This is a genomic window from Martelella mangrovi, assembly GCF_040545495.1.
In the GTDB taxonomy this organism is placed as follows: Bacteria; Pseudomonadota; Alphaproteobacteria; order Rhizobiales; family Rhizobiaceae; genus Martelella; species Martelella mangrovi.
Genome location: NZ_JBEPLY010000017.1, coordinates 53,652 through 74,326 on the forward strand (window position 1 = coordinate 53,652; position 20,675 = coordinate 74,326).

The window sequence follows — 20,675 nt, forward strand, 5'->3', positions numbered from 1 at the left end:
ACCTCAGACCGTTTCGGCATCATATTCCACCGCCGCGAAGGCGGCGGCGATAACCTCCGGTCCTGCACCCTGTTTCGGCGCCTCGGTCGACAGGATCTGGCGGTAGAGTCGTGCACCTGCATATCCGCTGAAAAGACCGATCATATGGCGGGTGATCTGGGACAACCGGACACCCTGCCCCATCTGCCTTTCGGCATAATCCATCATGGTCCGGCAAAGCGCCTCAAGATCCAGCGCCTTTTCCGGCTGGCCGAAAAGCCGGTGATCGACATCGGCCAAAATGCGCGGGGTCTGGTAGGCGGCACGTCCCAGCATCACGCCATCGACATGGGCCAGCTGCGCCTCGGCTTCGTCCAACGTGGCGATCCCGCCATTCACGCCAATGAAGAGATCCGGAAACTCCAACTTCATGCGGTGAACCAGCCCATAGTCAAGCGGCGGGATTGTCCGGTTTTCTTTCGGGCTCAACCCCTTGAGCCAGGCCTTGCGCGCGTGGATCCACACCGCATCCGCCCCGGCGCCGGCCATGCGCGCAACAAAATCCGGCAGCACGGTTTCAGGATCCTGATCATCGACCCCGATCCGGCATTTGACCGAAACCGGCACATCCACTGCGGCCTTCATCGCCAAAACCGCCTTTTCCACGATCTCGGGCGTCTGCATCAGACAGGCCCCAAATGTTCCGGACTGAACGCGGTCGGAAGGGCAGCCGACATTCAAACCAATCTCGTCATAACCGAAATCCGCACCGATCCGCGCCGCCTCGGCAAGCTTCACCGGGTCAGAACCGCCAAGCTGCAAAACCACCGGATGTTCGCAGTCATCAAACCCCAGCAGACGCCCCCGATCCCCACGCAACACAGCATCCGCCACGATCATCTCGGTATAAACCTGCCCGCCCCTTACCATCTGCCGATGAAAATACCGGCAATGCCGATCCGTCCAATCGATCATCGGTGCAATGGCGAAGCACCTTTCTCCTGAAGCATTGATTTTATTGCAACTTTCCAAAATTCTATCCATTCCAGCCTAGGATTTTTATCCTATTTTATGCCTTTTCAGGCTGTTTTTGGAGTGCTAGTGCTACAATGTAGCATTCGGAGAAAACGTGTAGCACCGATGGGAACCATAACAGCTCGAAAACAGCGCAGAAATGGCAGAATGTCATATACGGCGCAAATTCGCATAAAACGAAACGGCAAAACAGTCCACAGCGAGAGCCAGACCTTTGATCGTAAGAAGCTTGCCGTTGCATGGATGAACAAGCGCGAAGGCGATCTGTTCGAGCCCGGCGGGCTTGAGCGCGCGAAGCACGGAAATGTAACGCTCGCGAACGTAATCGACCAGTACATTAAGGAAAACGCCGCCCCTCTGGGAAGGACCAAGGCACAGGTCCTTCACACTCTGAAAAGTTTCGATATCGCCGATCTCTCCTGCGAAGAGATCACCAGCGCTCATATTGTCGCACTCGCGCGCGAGCTCTCTATCGACAAGAATCCGCAAACCGTCGCGAACTATCTCTCTCACCTTTCTTCGGTCTTTGCTATCGCACGCCCCGCGTGGGGCTATCCGCTTGATAAACAGGCCATGCAGGACGGTGTGATCGTTGCCAAGCGGCTGGGGATGACCTCGAAAAGTCGACAGCGCGATCGACGGCCGACACTCGATGAGTTGGACGAGCTCTTGGCATTCTTTCGGCAACGCAGAGCTCAGGCACCACAATCCATGCCGATGGACGAAATCATTCTTTTCGCGCTTTTTTCGACCCGCAGACAGGATGAAATCTGCCGCATTTCATGGGCGGACCTGGACGAGCAGAACAGTCGGGTTCTTGTGCGGGATATGAAGAATCCGGGGCAGAAGATAGGCAACGACAACTGGTGCGACCTGCCCGCGCCGGCTTTAGCTGTCATCAAGCGCGCCCCGCAAAAAGCTGAACGGATATTTCCCTACTCGCCGGAATCCATCAGCGCCAATTTCACAAGGGCCTGCCGGCTGCTCGGCCTCGAAGACCTGCACTTTCATGATCTGCGTCACGAAGGCATTAGCCGGCTTTTCGAGATCGGCTATAACATCCCACATGCTGCGGCAGTCTCCGGCCACCGCTCATGGGTTTCCCTGAAGCGATATTCCCATATCCGACAGCGGGGAGACAAATACGAGAACTGGGAATGGATGCCTGCAAATGGATGAGATGCAAAGGCTAACGTGACATCGCAAAGTGCCCCTAGGCGGTGTGGACGGATTGCCGCAGTTTGAAGAAATGGGATTCCTCTTCTGAGCTTCGTCTGATTCATGGGCTGTCGACTGATTGGAGGTCGGCATGAGCACGAAGATGACAGAGGACGACTGGCGGGTAGCGCTTGAGGTTTTTCGGGCATCGCTACCCCGACGTGGCGACAAAGGCCGCGATGATCGACTTTTCCTGGAAGCCCTTCATTATTTCGCAGTTCACAATATCACCTGGCGTGCCCTGCCGGAGCGCTTCGGCAAATGGAATAGCATCTGGAAACGGTTCGACCGACTGAGCAAGGGCGGCACCTTCGATCTCTTTTTCGAACACCTGGCATCACTTTCCTCGACGGCCAGTCTGGTTCAGATGTTCGATTCCACAATCGTCCGCGCTCATGTATCGGCTGCTGGCGCAAAAGGGGGCAGAAAGGTCAGGCGCTCGGCCGGTCGCGCGGCGGTTTCACGACCAAAATCCATCTGAAGACGGATTTCGACGGGTTGCCAATTGCATTCGATCTGACCGGAGGCGAAAAAGGCGATGCTCCGCATTTCCGGATTCTGCTGGACCTCGGTCCCGACGTAACGCCTCGCGCGGCTGTCGCAGACCAGGGCTATGCCAGCAAGGCTAACCGAAACGCAGCCCGTTCTCGCGGTGCCATTCCGGTGATCCCGCATAAAGCCAACGAGAAAGATAAACCTGCCCGCTTTGCCAAGGCCATCTACCGAGGTCGTGCCCGCATCGAGCAGGCTGTCGGGAAACTCAAACGCTTCAAACGGGTCGCCCTGCGCTGTGAGAAAACCAAACGCAACTTTTCAGCCATCGTCTCAATCGCTGCAGCGTTCAACCTCATCAAATCCGTCCACACGGCCTAGCATTCCTTCAATTTGACCTTCATCTTCTTCTGTCCGTCTTTCTTGGCCTGTTCAGCGTATTCGTCCAGCTTCCCGACTCGGGTTTTCCATTGCGCTCCCAGCGATCTGTTTACTATACGACTGCCCAACCTGATAATCTTGTCGCCAAGCCCACCGGCCACCATGTCGAGAGCATGAAGTGCATCGTCGCCATGGCAGCAGGTGGTGTTCGAACGCAGCACCATGGCCTTCTGGCCGGTGAAGAACACGGAAGATGTGTAATTATCCGCCGCCTCGTCCGGATAGCCAACGACACAATAGGGGATCGGCGGGGTGGAACTGCCGATCGGCGTCTTGCAGACATCCGGCGTCAGCGACAGGATTTTCGGCCTGGCATTATCCCGGATTGCCTCGCGCGGCGTATCTGTCCAAACTGGATTGGCCGACGAACTGAGCACGAGCGCATTTTCATGGTTTGAGGCCCGAGCTACATCTCATTTTTTCGGCGGATTGCCCTTGAAGGGCCGTTCTGTCAGTTCCTGCGGCAGGTCATATTGCTGCCATTCCTCGCCGTCGAAAGCGAAATAGCGCAGGCTGTAGTCAAACAGATATAGCATGTTTTCTTGCACGTCCAACTTGCTGGTTTCAACCATGTATGGCTCTTGCTTAACTTTAACTTTGAGCAAACTTGTCGAATGCCCATCGAAACGATAAATCTGGGTACTCCCGCTCAAGATCAGATCGTTTTCCCACAAGGTCACCTCATAAAAATTCTTGTCTCGATCTCCGCTAAAGCCGATTTCAACAAAACCATCACTGGGGTCTCCCTTCAAAATCAGACCGTCTGAACCTATCAGATAATCGTCTCCTTTTTCATCGCTTATCATAGACGAAACAAATGCATCCGGAGGCATGGATTTTGCTATTCGTTCAGGTAGTTCCTGCCGCTTCCAAGCGCCCGGCCTGCCGATAAAAAGAGTTTTAAGAGCGGGGTACGTGAATTTTTTGTTATACAGATCATCTTCAAGCGTTTCACGATCACGTTCCGACATGCTTTCATCATACAATGGATGATCTGGCCCAAGGATAAAATGCCGCGCATCCGCCTCCTGGCTGCCAACAACATAGATATCTCCGTTGGCGTTTATGCCTAGGATAGACCAGCGCGCCACCCGGTAGGGATATTCTATGTCGAGAGGAGGTGCGACGTCTTCCCAACTATCTCCCCCCCCCAGCTTGAGAAATCCGTCACTGCCGGCCACCAAGAATCGCTTGTCGTAAGGCCTGATTGATCGGAACCTTATATCCGGCATATCGTCAGATTCAGCCAGTGAGCCCGGTACGATCAAATGTTCTGTAGCTTTAGGGCCGAAGATATAAATATCTCCGCTCTGACTGAGGGCAACATAAGACGGCTGGTCTTTTTCATTGGTCCTGTCAACCGGCATTACGCGGATGTCGACAAGATAACGACGCACATCATGGCGTGAAAACGTCTCATTCTCAAGATCGCGGATTAGGACGATGGTATAAGGATCGTCCCAACGCGGGCCACCGACCAAAAGTGAAAAGTGTTGCGCATCTGCCATAGCTGCATCGTAAAGAGACGGCCTCCATTCTCCGTAAAGTTCTTCGAAGTTTTCATCGTCGTCAATGATCTCGTTCACTTGAATATCCTTTCCAGTGGTCCTTCCTTTTTCGGATATGCCCCTAAGCGAAGTACCTCTGCGCTTTCGCCGTAAGGAAGTGGTCTTTCTTTGATGCGTCCCGGTGCCTGACGACCGGTTGTGGCCATAACCTGAATCGAGGCCAACTTGTTTGCCAGCCTTGCGCAGTTAAAGTTGATACCCTTTGTTCTGAATAGCGCCACTTGAGACGCTTTAAGAACGCGCTTCATAGGAGCCGTTCCAGGGTAACCGGGCTGATCTATACCATCGAATTCATCCAAAATGTACTCATGCACACCACCAGAGTTACCTGCACGACTATGCTCACCTTTGGACAAACAAATTGCTATACCTTCCCCCTCGGTCGGTGCGTTCGGAATACGTTCCTGGACTGCGTCCTTGCGGCCGGTAAGGCGGTAAACCATATCGGGAACGACATGATGCGCCTCTCCATTAGGACAAAGGGGCTTAACCTCACTGTATGGCCCCACAATGCATGGACGATCATCAAGTCTGGATACACGTACATTTTCTGCCAGCATGGAAGCGACAGCCATAGCATCGTTAAGTCTCTTCTTATTCCGGTCCTCACTGTTCGGATCAGCAACCGCTGTCGCCTCGCTGATTTGTTTCCGGTATGAATCCATATTCTGGTAAAATTCATCACGCACGAACCCCTGTGCAACACCGCTTTGCAATTGTTGTACTGCTGCGGTGAAAATGGCGTTCTCGGTAATATCGAAGCTGTCGACGCCGCCGAATCTTTGCGCCTCCCGGGTCATATAGCCAACGGGATCGGACCAGGCGCGCTGGTTTTCCTTCGTTCCAAGCATGGCTCCGACCGCAAGCAGCGTGGCCGGCCCGGCAAGCTCGCCAAGAACGCCTCCTGCAACTCCCTTAGACAGTATTTGCGCAGTGCCGCGCCCCATCGTACCGGCGCCCATTGCTGCTGCCGCCTGGGCAACCTGAACAGGAACGCCATTGTCATCATCGGGATACTTGCCGCCGTAGGTCTCGGTATCTTCGGTCCAGTAGACGCAGCCGAATGTATTGCCGCGGTTCATATAATATTTGTCGAGATTACGGATGACGGGGGAGCCCTCGGCGCGCACGGTAGCGGAATGGTCGAGCGGCTCGCAGATATCGCCGACCGTACCGGATTTGACGCCCTTGGCCGTGCCCGGTTCGTCGCCGTGGCAGCAGGTGGTGTTCGAACGCAGCACCATGGCCTTCTGGCCGGTGAAGACCACGGAAGATGTGTAATTGTCGGCCGCCTCGTCCGGATAGCCGACGACACAATAAGGGATCGGCGGGGTGGAGCTGCCGATCGGCGTCTTGCAGACATCCGGCGTCAAGGACAGGATTTTCGGCCTGGCATTATCCCGGATTGCCTCGCGCGGCGTTGCGGTCCAGTCGGGATCGGGCGGCAGGCTCATGATGCGGCCTCCGTTTCTTCACCGTCGGGATTGGCGGGAATGGCCGGGGTCGTCTTGCCGTCCTGCCGGTGCGCATCGGCAAGCGTGATCCGGCTGATGCCGTCCTGCCACATGAGGGCGCGCCGCCATGTCAACCGCAGCGTCGGCGGTTTGGCTACGAGGTTGAAGTGAACGCCGTCGAGGTTGAGCCCGGCATGTGTCTCTGTGCCGTTTTCGCGCGTGGCGGTTGCCGTTGGCGTTAGCGTCGGCAGTTTCAGAACGATGCGTTTCTGTTCCGGATGCAGGTTGACGAGTTCCACCCGTTCGCCGCCTTTCAGGAAGGGCGAGAAAATCATGTCCGGATGGGCGCAATTGTAGAAGCGGTAGTCGAAATCGAACGGCCGGAACGGATGGCGGGTTTCGAGCCAGCTTTCGTCATAGGTGCCGGCATATTGCTGGCGAAAACCCCAGACCGGCGCGACCGGCGCAAAACCCTGCGGCTGACGCATACGGCGAACTAACGGCGCCCCAGTCAGTTGGAGTGAGTGCTTATTGACATAAAAATCGTTTTAAATCAATTGATTGACAGGATTCAAAAAAGCGGCTCTCGCAGAGAAGCCGTCTCTATATTGACGCTACGCGCCAATATACCGGCACCCACCCCGCCATGGGAAGACACTAAAAAAGGGGCTGGATGTAACGCTTACGTCAAGTCCGTCGGAGTGACACCCGGTTTCCATTTCTTTCCACTCTCCTGACCGCTATAGATGCAATATTCGATGTCTTCGGGAAACAGCGTCATATAGTCCATGGCACATTCGAAAAGTCCTCGCCGTTTCTCGGCCGCCCAGCCATTAAAAAAATAGACTGATACGAGGATGCCAACCCGAGATCGAATTCTTTCAATGCTATCATCTCTGTAGATGCCGCGCGTTTCGATATCTTTCGGATTGAGTTTCAGATCTGTCGGGATTCTCATCTCGCTCAATCGAACCGCCTGATCCATTTCAGTGTTTCTGCCAACCGGGCCTCACGGCCGGTGTTCAGATGTTTGGGAAGCTTGATGACGCTGAACTTGTAGCCTTCGAAGCGGATCGGCTTGATGATGCGGGCGGCGGTGCGATAGCCTTCGGGAATACCGCCGGTGGCCTCGTCGCCAAGTGCTGGAAGCTCCGAGGCCCGGATCAGCGCGCCGCCCTCGAAATAATACATGGTCATGCCCTTGGTCATCTGGCTTTCGACGGCCACATAGCCGCCCAGCCTGTCGAGGTTCGGTCTCCCCAGGATCGTCAGCCAGTTGGAGGAGCGGGGCTGGTCGCATTCGCCATTCCTCTCGCACTCGTTCCAATATCGCCCCATGGCATCATATTCCAGCGCCGGGTACTGCATCAGCCACGGAAAGTAATAGGCTTCGGTGGCCGATGTCTCATTGCCCGGCAAGGAAAGTGCACCAAGCCCAGCCGAGCCGTGGATGGCACCGAGCTTCTCGCTCCATTGACGGATGATCTCGACAAAGCGATCAGGAGAGGAGAATACGAAGCTTGGAGGGAAATGCGCTTTCAGACCTGATAGCGTGTGCCATGTTTTCTCTTTTGGAAATGCGAACGCCATGAACCGGCAGAAGCTGGGATCACTGTCTTCGGCCTCGTCGAAATGAAAAAGATCGAAATAAACCTCGTCGCCCTCAGCCGAAGCCGTAACATGGTCTTTCAGGTCTTCTGGAACAACACCGACCTTCCATTCTTTCCCGCGTGGAAGATCATCAAAGTGATAGTATGTTATTTCTTCGGGAAACAGCGTCATATAGTCCTTTGCACATTCGAACAGCCCTTGCCGTTTCTCGGCCGTCCAGCCATCAAGGAAGTAAATCGATACAAGGATGCCGACACGAGAGCGAATTTTTTCAACGCTATCATCTCGATAGATGCCACGGGTTTCGATATCTTTCGGATCGAGTTTCAGGTCGGTCGGAATATCCATCTCGCTCAATCGAACCTTCGTATCCATTCAAGCGTGATCTCAGGTCCGTCAACATCGAAAGGTTCGAGGATGACGCCGTATTTGTAACCTTCGAAGCGGATCGGCTTGATGATGCGGGCGGCGGTGCGATAGCCTTCGGGAATGCCGCCGGTGGCCTCGTCGCCAAGGGCGGGAAGCTCCGAGGCCCGGATCAGAGCGCCGCCCTCGAAATAATACATGGTCATGCCCTTGGTCAGCTGGCTTTCGACGGCCACATAGCCACCCAGTCTGTCGAGATTCGGCCTGCCGAGGATCGTGAGCCAGTTGGAGGAGCGGGGTTTGTCTCCCTCCCTATTTCTTTCGCACTCGTTCCAATAGTCGCCCATAGCATCATATTCCAGCGCCGGGTACTGCATCAGCCAGGGATAGTAATAGGCTTCGGTGGCCGATGTCTCATTGCCCGGCAAGGAAAGTGCACCAAGCCCAGCCGAGCCATGGATGGCGCCGAGCCTCTCGCTCCATTGACGGATGATCTCGACAAAACGATCAGGAGAGGAGAATACGAAGCTTGGAGGGAAATGCGCTTTGATACCTGAAAGCGTGTGCCACGTTTTCTCTTTTGGAAATGCGAACGCCATGAACCGGCAGAAGCTGGGATCACTGTCTTCGGCCTCGTCGAAATGAAAAAGATCGAAATAAACCTCGTCGCCCTCAGCCGAAGCCGTAACATGGTCTTTCAGGTCTTCTGGAACAACACCGACCTTCCATTTTTTCCCGCGTGGAAGATCATCAAAGTGATAGTATGTTATTTCTTCGGGAAACAGCGTCATATAGTCCTTGGCGCATTCGAACAGCCCTTGCCGTTTCTCGGCCGTCCAGCCATCAAGGAAATAAATCGATACAAGGATACCGACACGAGAGCGAATTTTTTCAACGCTATCATCTCGATAGATGCCACGGGTTTCGATATCTTTAACGTTGAGTTTCAGATCAGTTGGGATGTCCATGACTCACCTCCATTCAGGTTTTGAGGCCTTCGCATTTGTTGGTCTTCGAGTGGCCACCGCCATTTGACAAACAAGTGCAGTCCTTCTCAATATCAAGCTCAATCACATCTTTCCTCGGATCTAGCCCCTGATTTTCTGCAATTCTCTTGTATGCACCATCTCTTTGCATCCTGGTCTGTCCATCCACACCGCCACCGGCTCTCGGAAACTTGAGCTCGAATATCTTCCAGAGTTTTCCATCCTTCCACCAGGAAATGTCAGGCCGCGGCATGCCGGTATAAGGATAATGGCTCGACGGCATACCGGGATTTCTGGAGCTGTTTCTTGGAATATAACCATTCGGTACATTCGGATCATAGCTGACTTCCGGGCGCGGGCCGTCAGACTCAGGCGTTGAGGGATAGCGGGCGGTACCGTCGGGAAATGTTCCGTTTTCCGGGTCGTAATAGCGTTTGCGTAGCTCGTTTTCCACACATCGGGTCAAGGTCTGTGCGCCCTGCCGGTCGTTCATGCAGTCGCAGGCGATCTCGCAGATCTCGTCGCAGGGGTTCTTGCCGCTGGCCTTCGCGCCCGCGGCCACAATGCGCACACCTGATTGCGTGCCGCTTTTCTCCGGCCTGCCCTCCGGCGGATAGGCCCAGGCGAGCGCCGTGACATCCGTCGCCGGCTTGTGCGGCACGAAATCGGCGGGAAAGATCAGCTGGCCCTTGTTGTCATATGCGTCGGTATAAAGGATCGGCGATTGCGGCTCCTTGAGGGTGAGCGCGCCGTCTGTGGGTGCGATCTCGTAGGTCGCCCGCTATACCGTATTTGACGTCCTTGGCTTCTCCGGCGACAGGCTCAAAGGTCGCTGTTTGGGTCGGATGACAATCTCGGCGGGTGGTAATATTTCCATATCGTTCCGTCGAAACGGGCAACGCCGCGATACCCAAAAACCCAGAGGTAGCCGTCACTGACCTGCAGAGTGTGGGGCCCGATCTGCCTATTATCGAAACCTTCAAGGCGATGCAGGCCGTCGCTGTCGAGGCGGCAAATGCCTGCGCCGTCAGCGCTATGAAGATGGCCCTTGTAGAAGGCAAGCGCCGTTATGTCCGGGTTGTGGGGGTTGCGATCAGCAGGCGAGGCGAAAGGCACAGGCGCAAAGCCGGATTGCAGATTGCCCTTGAGGATATGGCCTCTGGTTGACAAAAAAATCGTTTCTTCATCTTCAATGGCAATATCCAGAAGCCATTTCGTCCCATCCGGCAACGGAACGCGCTGCCAAGGGTCGTTTTGGGCTCGGGTGAATAAAAGGCCAATCGATGCTGTCGCATTACCTGCCGCATAAAATCGCATGAAATCAATGCTGGCTATTGTGTTGATACTGAAGAACTTGCCTCTGGAAGGCTCTTCTGGCACTGAAACACCGGAGGCGCTGTAAGTGCCATTGTCCGTATGAACCCATTCCCCGCTTTCCATGCGCCGGAATATTTGGCCCATGTCGCCGCAGGTGAACAGGACGCCATCAATGTCAACAATGCGGTTGATATAGCCATTGCCGTCATCGATGCCGGCATCGGGTATATGTTCCTCCCAGACTGTGTCGCCGAGAAAAACGACCTGGCCGCTCCACGACATGGTCACCAGTCCCGGTCTTTTCCAGCCGGGCGCCTGATAGCGGATCATGCTGGCGATCCGGTCGCCGATTTCGGTCATGATCCACTGGCCTTCGACATAGCGCAGAAAGCGGCAATAATTGTCGAATTCATAGTGGTATTCGCCGGCCAGGCTGGTGGCGATGGCAAACATTTCCGGGCCGAATGCGGCGCCCGAAATGAGCCTGGCGACATCTTCGGACTGCCAGTCCGGGTCGCCGGGTTGAATGATCCTGTCACTTACGGCCATGGAAACCCCCATGCTTTGCTCAGATTTTGCATCATCAACTCCGTTGGCGTCAGCCGCCCGCGCAGCGGCAGGTTTGCCGGCACAGCACTGAATTGTGTCCTTACAGCCTGTTTATAAAGTTCCTTGCAGAACGGGCTCAACGCTTCGTCGTCGATATCGTCAATTCCTTCAAACGAAATCGCCTCCACTTCTGAAAAGGGCAGAGTATCGGTTCCGCTTGCCTTGCCAAGGTTGTTTATGGTGCTGTTTACGTATTTGTGTAAATTGGTATGCTCACCTGATGGCACGCACACCGTCAAGGCGTCGTCCAGTGACGGCGCGCCCGGCGCGGTGAAGCCGGGGGTTTTTCTTGTGCCCGTGCGAAGGGTAAAATCGGCAATGCCATGATGGGAAATTCCATTTGGCACTGTGGTGCCACAAAGCGTGGAATTTATACTGTGTGGCCGGATACCGCAGTCCTCACGGTCCTTATTCTCGTCACGTGTGCTGCGGGCCGTTTCCGGCGAGATGCCGGATTGCGGTGGTGAATCGACGACAGGCTTTCGCTGCGCCATGATTTCGTTGTGATACCATTCTCCAACCTGCCTGTCGTATTCGTCGTCCTCCGGGCGTAGCAGGTCTTGTGCCTTGCCGAATATTTCGCGCTCCCCATCATTTTGCGGGTATGGTGAAAGATACCGCTGCCAGAGGGGCGTGTCGCCCGAAAGCATGAGCAAATTCAAAACCCAGCCGGCCCGGGAAAACCACCGCGCCCAATGTGACATAGGCTCCGTTTCCGGAGGCGTTGGTGGCTGCTGCTTCCACGGCCCTTGGATAACCTGACCTGGCTTTTTCAGCGGAGGCGGCGCTGGCGACGGCTCCGCCGGCAAGGACTGTGCTGCAGATGCCACTTCGACGGCGGGTCCGGACTGGTGATCCGGAAAACCAGGAGCAATGTCGGAGAGCGATGAACTAGCCGCTGCCGCCATCATCTGCTGCTGTTGTTGCTTCCATGCCGCAACCGGCGGGGTGAATTGCGCCGGCGATGTGTCCTTCACATAGGTCAGCTTGCCGACGGTATTGCCGTTGTTCATGGTCCAGACGTCATTGTGGCGAATGACCGGCTTGCCACCTGCGTTGACCGTGGCGGAATGCCCCTTCGGCTGGCAGACGGAGCCGACCGTGCCGGATTTAATGCCCTTGGCCGTTCCGGGTTCATCGCCAGAACACGTCGTGATCAGCGAGCCCATGGTGTGGACGCGTTTGCCGGTGGCGCGCACGGTCGGGCAGGTATTGGCGTCGTCGGCCTGTTTCGCCGTGATCGTATAGGGGATCGGCACCTTTGTGCTGCCCACCGGCGTCAGGCACACATCCGGCGTGATCGAAATCAGGAGGCCGTCGCCGGTGTCGCGGGACAGTTCGCGCGGGATGCTCATGGCGCGCCTCCCGTTTCCTGCTGTTTATCGCTGACGGTTGCCGTTTCAGGCGTTTCCAGGTCTTCCAGCCCGTGGAGGGTCGAAGCCGGGTATTTCCGGGCTTCCCCGATCGTACCGACGGAAAGATCGATCTTGAAGAATTGCGGGCAGATCGGCAGCCAGGCCCGCCAGGTGATATCGACGGTGAAAGGCTCCTCGCGGACATCGATATGGACGCCGTCGCAGTTCAGCCGGACGAACACTTCGCGGCCGTCGATCCACTGGTAATGCGCGACCGGCTGGATGCCCGGTAGATTGAAGGTCAGGTTTTTGCCTCCGGCAAGTGCCGCCGCCAGAAACACCTGTTCGTCACCCTTCAGGTAGCCTGTCTGGATCATCCGCGGATTGGCCGACTGGTAGAAGGCGTAATCGAAATCCTCCGGCAGGCGCGGGTGACGGGTCTCCAGCCAGTCCTTGTCATAGGTGCCGGCATATTGCTGGCGCACGCGCCAGAAGGGCGGGATCGGCGCGAAACCGGCAACCTCATGGGCAACGCCCATTTTCGCGCGGTCGCCGCTGTCGTCTTCCGAAAACAGCATGGGGTGGCTATATATCTTCTCCCGGTCGAGAAAACGCTCATCCAGATTGGCGATACCTAGAGGATTGTCCGGAACGGTCTCCGCCGGCGGAGCCCCGGTAACGAGATTGCTGGCGGCGACACGGTAATCGACCAATGTGCTGTCGAGCGTGATCGGGTCTCCGAGTTGCCATGCCTCGCCGGACCATGACCATGTGCGCAGTCCCGTCACATCGACAACATAGCCATGGTTCCCGACCTTAACCCCGGTTTTCCAGCCCGTCTTCACGTCCCGCTTACGCGGATAGGTGCGCATCAGCACGGTCACATCCGCATTCGGCTTGAACGGGATCAGGTCCGCCGGGCGCAATAGCGGCGCTTTCTGCGGATCGTCTTCATACCGGTCGGCAAGGACAAGCTCTTGATTTGGAGAAAGGGCAAGTGTGCCGTTCAGGTCGAGATCATAGCGGCCGCACACGGCAATGACGCCCATCGGCCCGCCGTCGCGGTGGGTCTGTTCAAAGCCGATGGCAGCAAGGCCTGTTGCGTTTTTATCCAGCATGTCCGCTTCCCTCAGTTCAGATCCACGACCTTGCCATTGATTTGCACATGGCCGGAGGCGGTGAAGTTGAACGTGGTGCCGGTGATCGTGACATTGCCTTCCTTGTCCATGATCAGCCGGGATTTTCCGACCTTGATAATCAACTCTTCGCCGACATTGATCGTGTGGGTATGGCCGACCGAGGTGTTCTTGTAGGCGCCGATCTGTTCGGTCGAAGCCAGCCCGACCGTGGTGGACTGGAATTTTTCCACCAGCGTCGAAAGGATGCCGGAGAGCGGCATCACCGATGACAGGATATCGCCGGCCCTGGCGGCGGTCGCCTGCTGTTCGCCGCCGGCTTCCGTGAAATGGTTGCCGGCGCCCTTGAAGGCTGCATTGCCGCCGAGAACCGCGGTTTCGGAAAGGGCGGCGGCCGCAGCCAGCGCCTGTGCGAATTCGCCGATGGCCTCGATGCCGGTGGCCGATGAGCCGATCTTGCTGTCCTCGCCGCCTGCGGCAAGGATCGCCGCCAGCGCGCCGGCCAGCGCACTTCCCGCACCGCCGCCGACGGCGAGCGTCTTCGAACCGCCGATCTTTTCATGATGATTGGCACCGATATCGGTGTTTCTGTTGCTGCCGACGCTTTCGACCTGGTTGTTTTCCACGCGGGTTGCGTGATTGTTCAGGACGCGGACGGTGTGGTCCTTCTGGGCATGGAGGAACACATTCTGCTGGCCGCTTTCATTCTCGAAGGAGAGCTCGTTATAGCCCTTGCCCTTGTGGGTGTCGGAGCGCAGAACCGATCTGGTCTTGTTGTCAGGCAGCGCATAGGGCAGACGGTTTCGTTCGTTGTAGACACGACCGGTGACGACCGGCTGGTCCGGCTCATGCTCCAGGAAGGAGACGATCACCTCATCGCCGACGCGCGGCAGAATGACCTGGCCTTCCATCGCGCCGGCATATCCGTCGGAGACCCGCACCCAGCATGACGACCGTTCGTCGCTTTCGCCGTATCTGTCCCACTTGAACTGAAGGATGACCCTGCCGGCCTTGTCGGTGTAAATCTCCTCGCCCTCAGGCCCCGTAACGACGGCGGTCTGGTCTCCGATCAGGGGCGGGACGATTTCCTGCGGACGGTATGGCAATCGCGCCGGCATGGCCGTGAACCGGTTGGAATAGGTGGTGGGGCCTAAGCCGGCTTCCTCTTTCAGCGCCTGAGGCTGCTCGCCCTTATGGGAGACCGACAGAAGGTGCCATTCGATATTGCAGTCGTCGTTCTGGTGATCGGTGAGCGCCGTCTTGAAGCCCGGCGACAGGTGGATGGCATTGGTCTGGCCGTTGGCTGTCGTCGCCTCGACGCGAACCGCCTCCATCCGGTATTGCGTGGACGGCTTGCCGGCGGCATCTTGCTTGTAACGGCCCGGATAGCTGTAAAGGTCGTAATTCCTCTTGGAACCGTTATCCTCCTGCCGGTCGGCGCGATGTTCCTGGCTATAGCCGGGGCGCTTGAAGGTGTAATCGCGCTGGGTATAGGAGGTGGAGCGCAGCTTTTCGCGGACCGAGAAACGGTTGCAATAAACGCCCTTCACCGCGCCGCCCGGATTGGCGTTATATTCCAGTTCCGGCATATCGGGCAATTGGGCGACGATCTGCGGCATGTCGATGAAATGAGCCGTGTGCTGGCCGTTTTCGCCATGGGTGAAATAAAACCAGATGCCCTCGTCGGCGGCGATGCGTTTGATGAACGCCAGATGCGTCTCGCGATATTGCACGCAGAATTCGCGGGCCAGATGTTCGCCGGCGAGATGCCACTGGACATCCTCGACGCCACATTCCTTCAGCACCTGTTTGATGATGTCCGGCACGGTCTTCTGCTGGAAGATGCGGCAATCGGAGCCATGCTCAAGCCGGGAGAGCATCGGCAGAAGCGTGATCTTGTAGAAAGTGCGGCGGAAGCCCTCATCTTCGCGGTCGATACCGGCGATCACGCCGGAGAGATGCCGGGTGCCGGCATATTTGTGATGGATGGTCAGCGTCGCCGGCGTATCGAGGAGCGCGTTGAGGTCGATGCGCGGATCGTCGGAGACCAGTTCGATATCGACCTGCGTGAGATCGAACAGTTTTTCCTCCGCCGCGAAGCCGTGAACGAGAAGCTTCGCATCCTTCAGGGCCGACGCTTCGAAGGTGAAGGCGATGTCCTGATCTTGATATAGAACCGGCATGTCGATGATGGCGTTCATGACGAACTCCCGTTGCGGTGCATAGCCTCTCGCGGATTTGCATCCAAAAAGGGCGCTTAACAATGGCTTTCAACCCTTGATTGACGTCACAGGCGCACCTCCGGAGCCATTCCGCTCCGGAGATGCTTATGCCTTGCCCGGTCAAGCGGCCGGCGCGCGCCAGTCGTCGGAGCCGGATGTGCCCGACGCCGTATGCTCCCAGGTGATCTTGCGGTAGGAAAGCTCGATCTTCACCAGTTGGGTGAAGTCGGCATTCTTCGGGTCCTGGCAATGCGGCAGGGTGCAGTCCATATCGGTCACCAGCGCATCTTCCAGCGTGGTGGTGAAGAAATGCTCCTGCTTGCCGGCGGTGTTGGTGCGATACCATTTGACATCGCATTTGGTCAGCATTTCGCCGGTGCACAGCGCGTTATAGAGCAGCGGTACGGCCTTGTTCAGCGTGCAGGTGAACTTGAACGGCGTGTGCACGCGCTGGCCGGCCGGCTGGCCCGACTGCGGGTCGCGGGGAATGACGACGGTGTGGTCGATGGCCTGAACCATGACCTCGTCCTCATGGCCTTCCTGCCAAACATTGCCGACCGAATCCTCGGTAAAGGCGCCTTGCGTGATCGGGCCCTGCGTTGCGCCCTCGATCGTGATATAAGCGGGTGTGGGCATGGGTTACTCCTGCCTGTTCTAGAGACGTCTGCCGGTGCTGTCGCCAAACATGCAAGATCCGGCAGGCGTCTTCGTTTCCTTGTTCTCGATTGCCGCGACATCATGCCGTTGACAGAATCGAACCTGTCAGCGTCCAACCGCGGCGGGCAAGGTCTACTCAGCATAAACCGTGCCAGAGATGACTTTTCTGAGCGAGAAAACGACAGTATACTGATTATAAAAGGATATTTTTATTGCTATGAGCAAAAACGAGCTCATATGAGCGAGTATTTACGTAAGTGAACCCAAGAAACTCCGGCCAAAAATGGCCGTGAAAAGTACGGACATAAAGCCAAAATCCGGCATAACCCTTTGATCCAGAATAGCAAATCTGCCTCGGCCAAAAATGGCCAGGCTTGGCCTTTTTTGGCCAGTACCGTTGAGTACGAAAATATTCGTTTCAAATCAGTTACTTGACTCCCGGCATGAGCTGTTCGTGACTTACGTAGATCGAAATTCTTCGGTTCAGAGATCCTGAAAAGTCCGAATTATTTATTGTTAAGGTCTAACTTTTCTGGCGCGAATGTTGCCGACGCGGCTCTTCAGTACGCGTTTGGGATGGTCGGTCTGGCCGCTATCGTGGCCCGTCACTCCCCTCCGCTTTCCCGAGGAGAGGCCGGCAGTCAGCACTGCATGAGAAGAAACAACCGCCGCCGGACATTTTTTCTGACACGGCCGAGCTCCCCGCGAGAAATGCGCAAAATGAAACGCGGTTTCTCTGATGCATGCGAAAATTATGCAAAAGTCTGCCGTTCTGCCAATGCGAGACTCTGCCTGTCCCGAACGGAAGCCAGCAAGACCAATGCGACACTGTTAGCTCGGATCGCCTGTCACCTCGGCCTTTTGTCCGATTGCGGACGGAACATCATCCTGAGCGTGTTGCTGAAATCGGGAATGCCACAAGTCGGAAAACAAATGCGAAAAAAATAGAATAAAAGCGCGTGTATAGAATGCGAGAAAATAATGTATAAATTCGGATTTTGAAGTCCATCTCAATTTACCAGAAGGATGAACCGCAAAATTATTAGAGCGTCGGGCGTCTTGAATGAATCGTATGGGATTCCGTTTTGGTTTGAATTGTGATTCTTTGGGTCAAAGGAGATTTCCGATGACCCGCGCTCTTTCCATTGACCTTCGCCGCCGTGTGACGGATGCAATCGCACAAGGCAAATCCCGGCGCGCCGCAGCCGAACAGTTTGCGATTTCGGCAGCGACGGCCGTTCGGCTGCAGAAGCGGCTGGATGAGACCGGTTCCGTGGAGCCAAGCCCCATGGGGCGTCCGAAAGGTGGCGGCAAGCTGGCCCCTTATCGGGCAATCATCATCGCCATGGTCGAGGCGCGGCCCGATATCACCATGCCCGATCTGGCTGCCTTTCTGATGGACGAGCATGGGGTGAGCGTCGATCCGTTCAACCTGTCGAAACTGCTGTGCCGTGCCGGCTTCAGCTTTAAAAAAAACGCTGCTGGCCTCGGAGAAAGAACGCGCTGACGTGAAGGCGGAGCGTGATGCATGGCAAAAGCATCGGTTGCCGGCCATGCGCGCCGAGCCCGCAAGGCTTGTCTTCATCGATGAAACCAGTGTGAAGACCAACATGACGCCCTTGAGGGGGCGCAGCCGGACGGGACAAAGACTTGTTGCTGAAGCGCCTTTCGGCAAGTGGAACACCCAGACTTTCATCGCCGGTCTGCGGTGTGACGAACTGATAGCGCCATGGGTGATCGAGGGCGCCATCAACGGCACGGCTTTCGACACCTATGTTTCAACCCAGCTTGCCCCGACGCTGGCGCCGGGAGATGTCGTTATCTGGGACAACCTCAATGTCCACAAGAGCCCCCGCGCTGGCGAGGCAATCAGGGCGCGCGGCGCATGGGTGCTATTTCTGCCGCGCTATTCACCGGACCTGAACCCCATCGAGAAGGCGTTCTCCAAGCTCAAGGCACTTCTCAGAAAGGCAAAGGCGCGAACCTATGACGACCTGTGGAGAGCTGTCGGTCACGTGTGCGCACTGTTCTCACCACAGGAATGCTGGAACTACTTCAAGTCAACAGCATGCGTTGCAGAGTAAGCGCCCGATGCTCTAACACGGACTTGGTTGCGGGGCATACAACCAATGACACCAACATTCGTTGCAGGTTGTCATCTGAGACTGTCGGTTTTGACCTGAGGCCTTGCAAGAAAACGCGAGAGTTCGATTTTTATCCCCCCCTGCACTATTAACCGCGCATGGTGAAGCCATCGGCCGAAAGCTTCGCCCAGGCGAGGTTGGTGAAGGGCACGTCTCGGGCCGGCCGTACCCGCTTCGATACTGTATGCTGCTGCCTCACTCTAGGCTTGGAAGATACGGGCGTTGTAGGAGATGGAAAAGGCAACTGAACGTGATGTTTCGAGGCTGTATCAGCTGTGGGGCTACCATGCGCTGTTTATTCTCTGCTCGTCTTGGCATAAGAGACAAAACCGTATGGCTCACAGAAAGCTGAAGGACGCGGAAATCGGCCTTTAGCACTATAGGCCAGCGAAGATTGATGGCAAACTCGCGTTGAAAATTATTATTTCATGACCCGACGTTTTGGGTGCTCTGACCGTTGAATTTCGAAGCCACCTAAGCAGCATTCAACTTTTTATCTCTTTAACTTACTGAATTACATATAAAATTTCCGTACTATACGGTACTAGCCAAAAATGGCCGAGCTTGGTCATTTTTGGCATATCTTGATTTTTTATTCGGAATCAGTGGGTTATATATAATTTTAGCGGTTTATCCGCACTTGTCCCGGCCATTTTTGGCCGAAGGTTCTTAGGTTCACCTACATAAGCATCTGTGAATATCTAATATTCTCGGCGTTCTTTGAATAAAAATCTGTTTTTATTCAGTCGCTTGTCGTTTTTCTATTCAGAATTCCTGTCTCTGGCACGGTTTATGCCAGATAAGGCTTGCCCGCCGCAGTTGATGTTGGCGGGCCTGAACCCGCCGTCGGTATGGTGCCGCGGCGGTCGAGAACACGGAAACGAAGACGCCTGCCGGATCTTGCATGTTTGGCGACAGGCGCAATGGCAGGAAAAGCAGATCCCGGTTTTCCGTCCTACCATTGCGCAAGGCAAAAGTCCGGCAGACGTCTCTAGAACAGGCAGGAGTAACCCATGCCCACACCCGCTTATATCACGATCGAGGGCGCAACACAGGGCCCGATCACGCAAGGCGCCTTTACCGAGGATTCGGTCGGCAATGTCTGGCAGGAAGGCCATGAGGACGAGGTCATGGTCCAGGCCATCGACCACACCGTCGTCATCCCCCGCGACCCGCAGTCGGGCCAGCCGGCCGGTCAGCGCGTGCATACGCCGTTCAAGTTCACCTGCACGCTGAACAAGGCCGTGCCGCTGCTCTATAATGCGCTGTGCACCGGCGAAATGCTGACCAAGTGCGATGTCAAATGGTATCGCACCAACACCGCCGGCAAGCAGGAGCATTTCTTCACCACCACACTGGAAGATGCGCTGGTGACCGACATGGACTGCTCGCTGCCGCACTGCCAGGACCCGAAGAACGCCGATTTCACCCAACTGGTGAAGATCGAGCTTTCCTACCGCAAGATCACTTGGGAACACACGGCATCGGGTACATCCGGCTCCGACGACTGGCGCGCGCCGGCCGCCTGATCGGGCGGGTGACAAGCACCTCCGGGGCGGAATGGCTCTGGAGGTAGGTCGAATGCCACAATCATAGGTAATTGTCTTTGTGGATACACCCCTTATGGGGATGAAAAAATCCGCAAGACAGGAGGCAAACATGTTGCGTTACGCCGTCGGGAAAACCCGAAAAGCCCGCGATTTTCTGCTGGGGCTCTGGCAGCACACACGCCTGCGCCGCGGCGGCGGTCGCGATGAACCCAGCGAAAGCACACAGGAGGCAGCCATTTCCTCCGGCGCTGCGCTCGATGTTTCCGGTGAACGCGGTGTTGTCGGTGTCGCGATCGGCGGGCGGGGCGTCGTGTCGCATCGTGTTCATGCCGCTTCAGGCGCCGATGAACTCGACCCTGGCATCAGCTTCCTCGACCGCTTTGCCGACCATTCCCTGCTTGCCGAAAACGAACGCCGCGCGACCCGAAAGGCTGCCGCTGCAACGGCGTCACCTGAGGTCATGAAGGCAAGAACGGCGGAAGCAAGACCGCGCGCGCCAGCGCCACGCTAAGCCCAGGCGGACAGGATAGGCAAA

General features: G+C 56.2%; 17 protein-coding genes and 3 pseudogenes. 6 read left to right on the plus strand and 14 right to left on the minus strand.

Annotated features, from left to right (window positions below):
- Window positions 1-3: 3 nt before the first annotated feature.
- On the minus strand, window positions 4-1,023 hold the full coding sequence (gene dusA, locus ABID12_RS19045; RefSeq protein ID WP_354435677.1) for a tRNA dihydrouridine(20/20a) synthase DusA: 1,020 nt from the start codon (window positions 1,021-1,023) through the stop codon (window positions 4-6).
- Window positions 1,024-1,119: 96 nt separating this feature from the next.
- Between dusA and ABID12_RS19050 the strand changes: the two genes are divergently transcribed.
- The 3 genes and pseudogenes from ABID12_RS19050 to ABID12_RS19060 form a co-directional block, all read left to right on the plus strand.
- The gene (locus tag ABID12_RS19050; protein ID WP_354435678.1) at window positions 1,120-2,193 is read left to right on the plus strand and encodes a tyrosine-type recombinase/integrase; all 1,074 of its coding nucleotides are present in this window, start codon (window positions 1,120-1,122) and stop codon (window positions 2,191-2,193) included.
- A gap of 142 nt (window positions 2,194-2,335) precedes the next feature.
- A pseudogene (locus tag ABID12_RS20880) lies at window positions 2,336-2,539 on the plus strand (transposase); the annotation flags it as partial.
- 57 nt (window positions 2,540-2,596) lie between these two features.
- Window positions 2,597-3,105 (plus strand): annotated as a pseudogene (locus ABID12_RS19060) (IS5 family transposase); the annotation flags it as partial.
- Here the strand turns inward: ABID12_RS19060 and ABID12_RS19065 are convergent.
- From ABID12_RS19065 to ABID12_RS19125, 13 genes and pseudogenes are all read right to left on the minus strand, one after another.
- The gene (locus ABID12_RS19065; RefSeq protein WP_354435680.1) at window positions 3,102-3,542 is read right to left on the minus strand and encodes a polymorphic toxin type 15 domain-containing protein; all 441 of its coding nucleotides are present in this window, start codon (window positions 3,540-3,542) and stop codon (window positions 3,102-3,104) included. The pseudogene ABID12_RS19060 and the gene ABID12_RS19065 overlap by 4 nt on opposite strands.
- 36 nt (window positions 3,543-3,578) lie before the next feature.
- Complete coding sequence (locus ABID12_RS19070) at window positions 3,579-4,751, minus strand: hypothetical protein (protein WP_354435681.1); 1,173 nt, start codon at window positions 4,749-4,751, stop codon at window positions 3,579-3,581.
- On the minus strand, window positions 4,748-6,187 hold the full coding sequence (locus tag ABID12_RS19075; RefSeq protein ID WP_354435682.1) for a DUF4150 domain-containing protein: 1,440 nt from the start codon (window positions 6,185-6,187) through the stop codon (window positions 4,748-4,750). Before ABID12_RS19075 ends, ABID12_RS19070 begins: the two co-directional genes overlap by 4 nt.
- Window positions 6,184-6,675 (minus strand): DUF2169 domain-containing protein, encoded by a 492-nt coding sequence (locus ABID12_RS19080; RefSeq protein ID WP_354435683.1) that lies wholly within the window; start codon window positions 6,673-6,675, stop codon window positions 6,184-6,186. The genes ABID12_RS19075 and ABID12_RS19080 overlap by 4 nt, the downstream gene beginning before the upstream one ends.
- 194 nt (window positions 6,676-6,869) lie before the next feature.
- The gene (locus tag ABID12_RS19085) at window positions 6,870-7,172 is read right to left on the minus strand and encodes a hypothetical protein (protein ID WP_354435684.1); all 303 of its coding nucleotides are present in this window, start codon (window positions 7,170-7,172) and stop codon (window positions 6,870-6,872) included.
- Entirely contained in the window at window positions 7,151-8,173 is a 1,023-nt protein-coding gene (locus ABID12_RS19090) for a type VI immunity family protein (RefSeq protein ID WP_354435685.1), read from the minus strand. Before ABID12_RS19090 ends, ABID12_RS19085 begins: the two co-directional genes overlap by 22 nt.
- The gene (locus ABID12_RS19095; protein ID WP_354435686.1) at window positions 8,152-9,132 is read right to left on the minus strand and encodes a type VI immunity family protein; all 981 of its coding nucleotides are present in this window, start codon (window positions 9,130-9,132) and stop codon (window positions 8,152-8,154) included. The genes ABID12_RS19090 and ABID12_RS19095 overlap by 22 nt, the downstream gene beginning before the upstream one ends.
- A 13-nt stretch (window positions 9,133-9,145) precedes the next feature.
- Window positions 9,146-9,919: pseudogene (locus ABID12_RS19100) on the minus strand (DUF2169 domain-containing protein); the annotation flags it as partial.
- A 53-nt stretch (window positions 9,920-9,972) separates the two neighbouring features.
- Window positions 9,973-10,920, minus strand: coding sequence for a hypothetical protein (locus ABID12_RS19105; protein WP_354435687.1), 948 nt, complete (start codon window positions 10,918-10,920; stop codon window positions 9,973-9,975).
- A gap of 86 nt (window positions 10,921-11,006) precedes the next feature.
- Window positions 11,007-12,431 (minus strand): DUF4150 domain-containing protein, encoded by a 1,425-nt coding sequence (locus ABID12_RS19110; RefSeq protein WP_354435688.1) that lies wholly within the window; start codon window positions 12,429-12,431, stop codon window positions 11,007-11,009.
- Window positions 12,428-13,549 (minus strand): DUF2169 family type VI secretion system accessory protein, encoded by a 1,122-nt coding sequence (locus tag ABID12_RS19115; protein WP_354435689.1) that lies wholly within the window; start codon window positions 13,547-13,549, stop codon window positions 12,428-12,430. The genes ABID12_RS19110 and ABID12_RS19115 overlap by 4 nt, the downstream gene beginning before the upstream one ends.
- 11 nt (window positions 13,550-13,560) lie before the next feature.
- On the minus strand, window positions 13,561-15,768 hold the full coding sequence (tssI, locus tag ABID12_RS19120) for a type VI secretion system tip protein TssI/VgrG (RefSeq protein WP_354435690.1): 2,208 nt from the start codon (window positions 15,766-15,768) through the stop codon (window positions 13,561-13,563).
- Between the two features lie 141 nt (window positions 15,769-15,909).
- Window positions 15,910-16,425: an Hcp family type VI secretion system effector gene (locus tag ABID12_RS19125; RefSeq protein WP_354435691.1), complete on the minus strand. Its 516-nt coding sequence runs from the start codon at window positions 16,423-16,425 to the stop codon at window positions 15,910-15,912.
- A 1,147-nt stretch (window positions 16,426-17,572) separates the two neighbouring features.
- Between ABID12_RS19125 and ABID12_RS19130 the strand changes: the two genes are divergently transcribed.
- The 3 genes from ABID12_RS19130 to ABID12_RS19140 all read left to right on the plus strand — a co-directional run bounded on the left by ABID12_RS19130 (window position 17,573) and on the right by ABID12_RS19140 (window position 20,651).
- Window positions 17,573-18,530, plus strand: a protein-coding gene (locus ABID12_RS19130; RefSeq protein ID WP_354435692.1) for an IS630 family transposase whose coding sequence is annotated in 2 segments (ribosomal slippage) — window positions 17,573-17,914 and window positions 17,916-18,530 — 957 coding nt in all. Because the reading frame shifts where the segments join, the coding sequence is not laid out codon by codon here.
- A 1,073-nt stretch (window positions 18,531-19,603) separates the two neighbouring features.
- Window positions 19,604-20,119 carry an Hcp family type VI secretion system effector gene (locus tag ABID12_RS19135; protein WP_354435693.1) on the plus strand — a complete coding sequence of 172 codons (516 nt, stop codon included), beginning with the start codon at window positions 19,604-19,606 and terminating at the stop codon, window positions 20,117-20,119.
- A 130-nt stretch (window positions 20,120-20,249) separates the two neighbouring features.
- Window positions 20,250-20,651 (plus strand): hypothetical protein, encoded by a 402-nt coding sequence (locus ABID12_RS19140; protein WP_354435694.1) that lies wholly within the window; start codon window positions 20,250-20,252, stop codon window positions 20,649-20,651.
- The last annotated feature ends 24 nt before the right edge of the window (window positions 20,652-20,675 follow it).

Excerpts from the sequence above, each read along its gene's own strand:
- dusA (WP_354435677.1), bottom strand. The coding sequence starts at position 1,023 with ATGGATAGAATTTTGGAAAGTTGCAATAAAATCAATGCTTCAGGAGAA.
- ABID12_RS19050 (WP_354435678.1), top strand. The coding sequence starts at position 1,120 with ATGGGAACCATAACAGCTCGAAAACAGCGCAGAAATGGCAGAATGTCA.
- ABID12_RS19075 (WP_354435682.1), bottom strand. The coding sequence starts at position 6,187 with ATGAGCCTGCCGCCCGATCCCGACTGGACCGCAACGCCGCGCGAGGCA.
- ABID12_RS19080 (WP_354435683.1), bottom strand. The coding sequence starts at position 6,675 with ATGCGTCAGCCGCAGGGTTTTGCGCCGGTCGCGCCGGTCTGGGGTTTT.
- ABID12_RS19085 (WP_354435684.1), bottom strand. The coding sequence starts at position 7,172 with ATGGATCAGGCGGTTCGATTGAGCGAGATGAGAATCCCGACAGATCTG.
- ABID12_RS19090 (WP_354435685.1), bottom strand. The coding sequence starts at position 8,173 with ATGGATACGAAGGTTCGATTGAGCGAGATGGATATTCCGACCGACCTG.
- ABID12_RS19095 (WP_354435686.1), bottom strand. The coding sequence starts at position 9,132 with ATGGACATCCCAACTGATCTGAAACTCAACGTTAAAGATATCGAAACC.
- ABID12_RS19105 (WP_354435687.1), bottom strand. The coding sequence starts at position 10,920 with ATGTTTGCCATCGCCACCAGCCTGGCCGGCGAATACCACTATGAATTC.
- ABID12_RS19110 (WP_354435688.1), bottom strand. The coding sequence starts at position 12,431 with ATGAGCATCCCGCGCGAACTGTCCCGCGACACCGGCGACGGCCTCCTG.
- ABID12_RS19115 (WP_354435689.1), bottom strand. The coding sequence starts at position 13,549 with ATGCTGGATAAAAACGCAACAGGCCTTGCTGCCATCGGCTTTGAACAG.
- tssI (WP_354435690.1), bottom strand. The coding sequence starts at position 15,768 with ATGAACGCCATCATCGACATGCCGGTTCTATATCAAGATCAGGACATC.
- ABID12_RS19125 (WP_354435691.1), bottom strand. The coding sequence starts at position 16,425 with ATGCCCACACCCGCTTATATCACGATCGAGGGCGCAACGCAGGGCCCG.
- ABID12_RS19135 (WP_354435693.1), top strand. The coding sequence starts at position 19,604 with ATGCCCACACCCGCTTATATCACGATCGAGGGCGCAACACAGGGCCCG.
- ABID12_RS19140 (WP_354435694.1), top strand. The coding sequence starts at position 20,250 with ATGTTGCGTTACGCCGTCGGGAAAACCCGAAAAGCCCGCGATTTTCTG.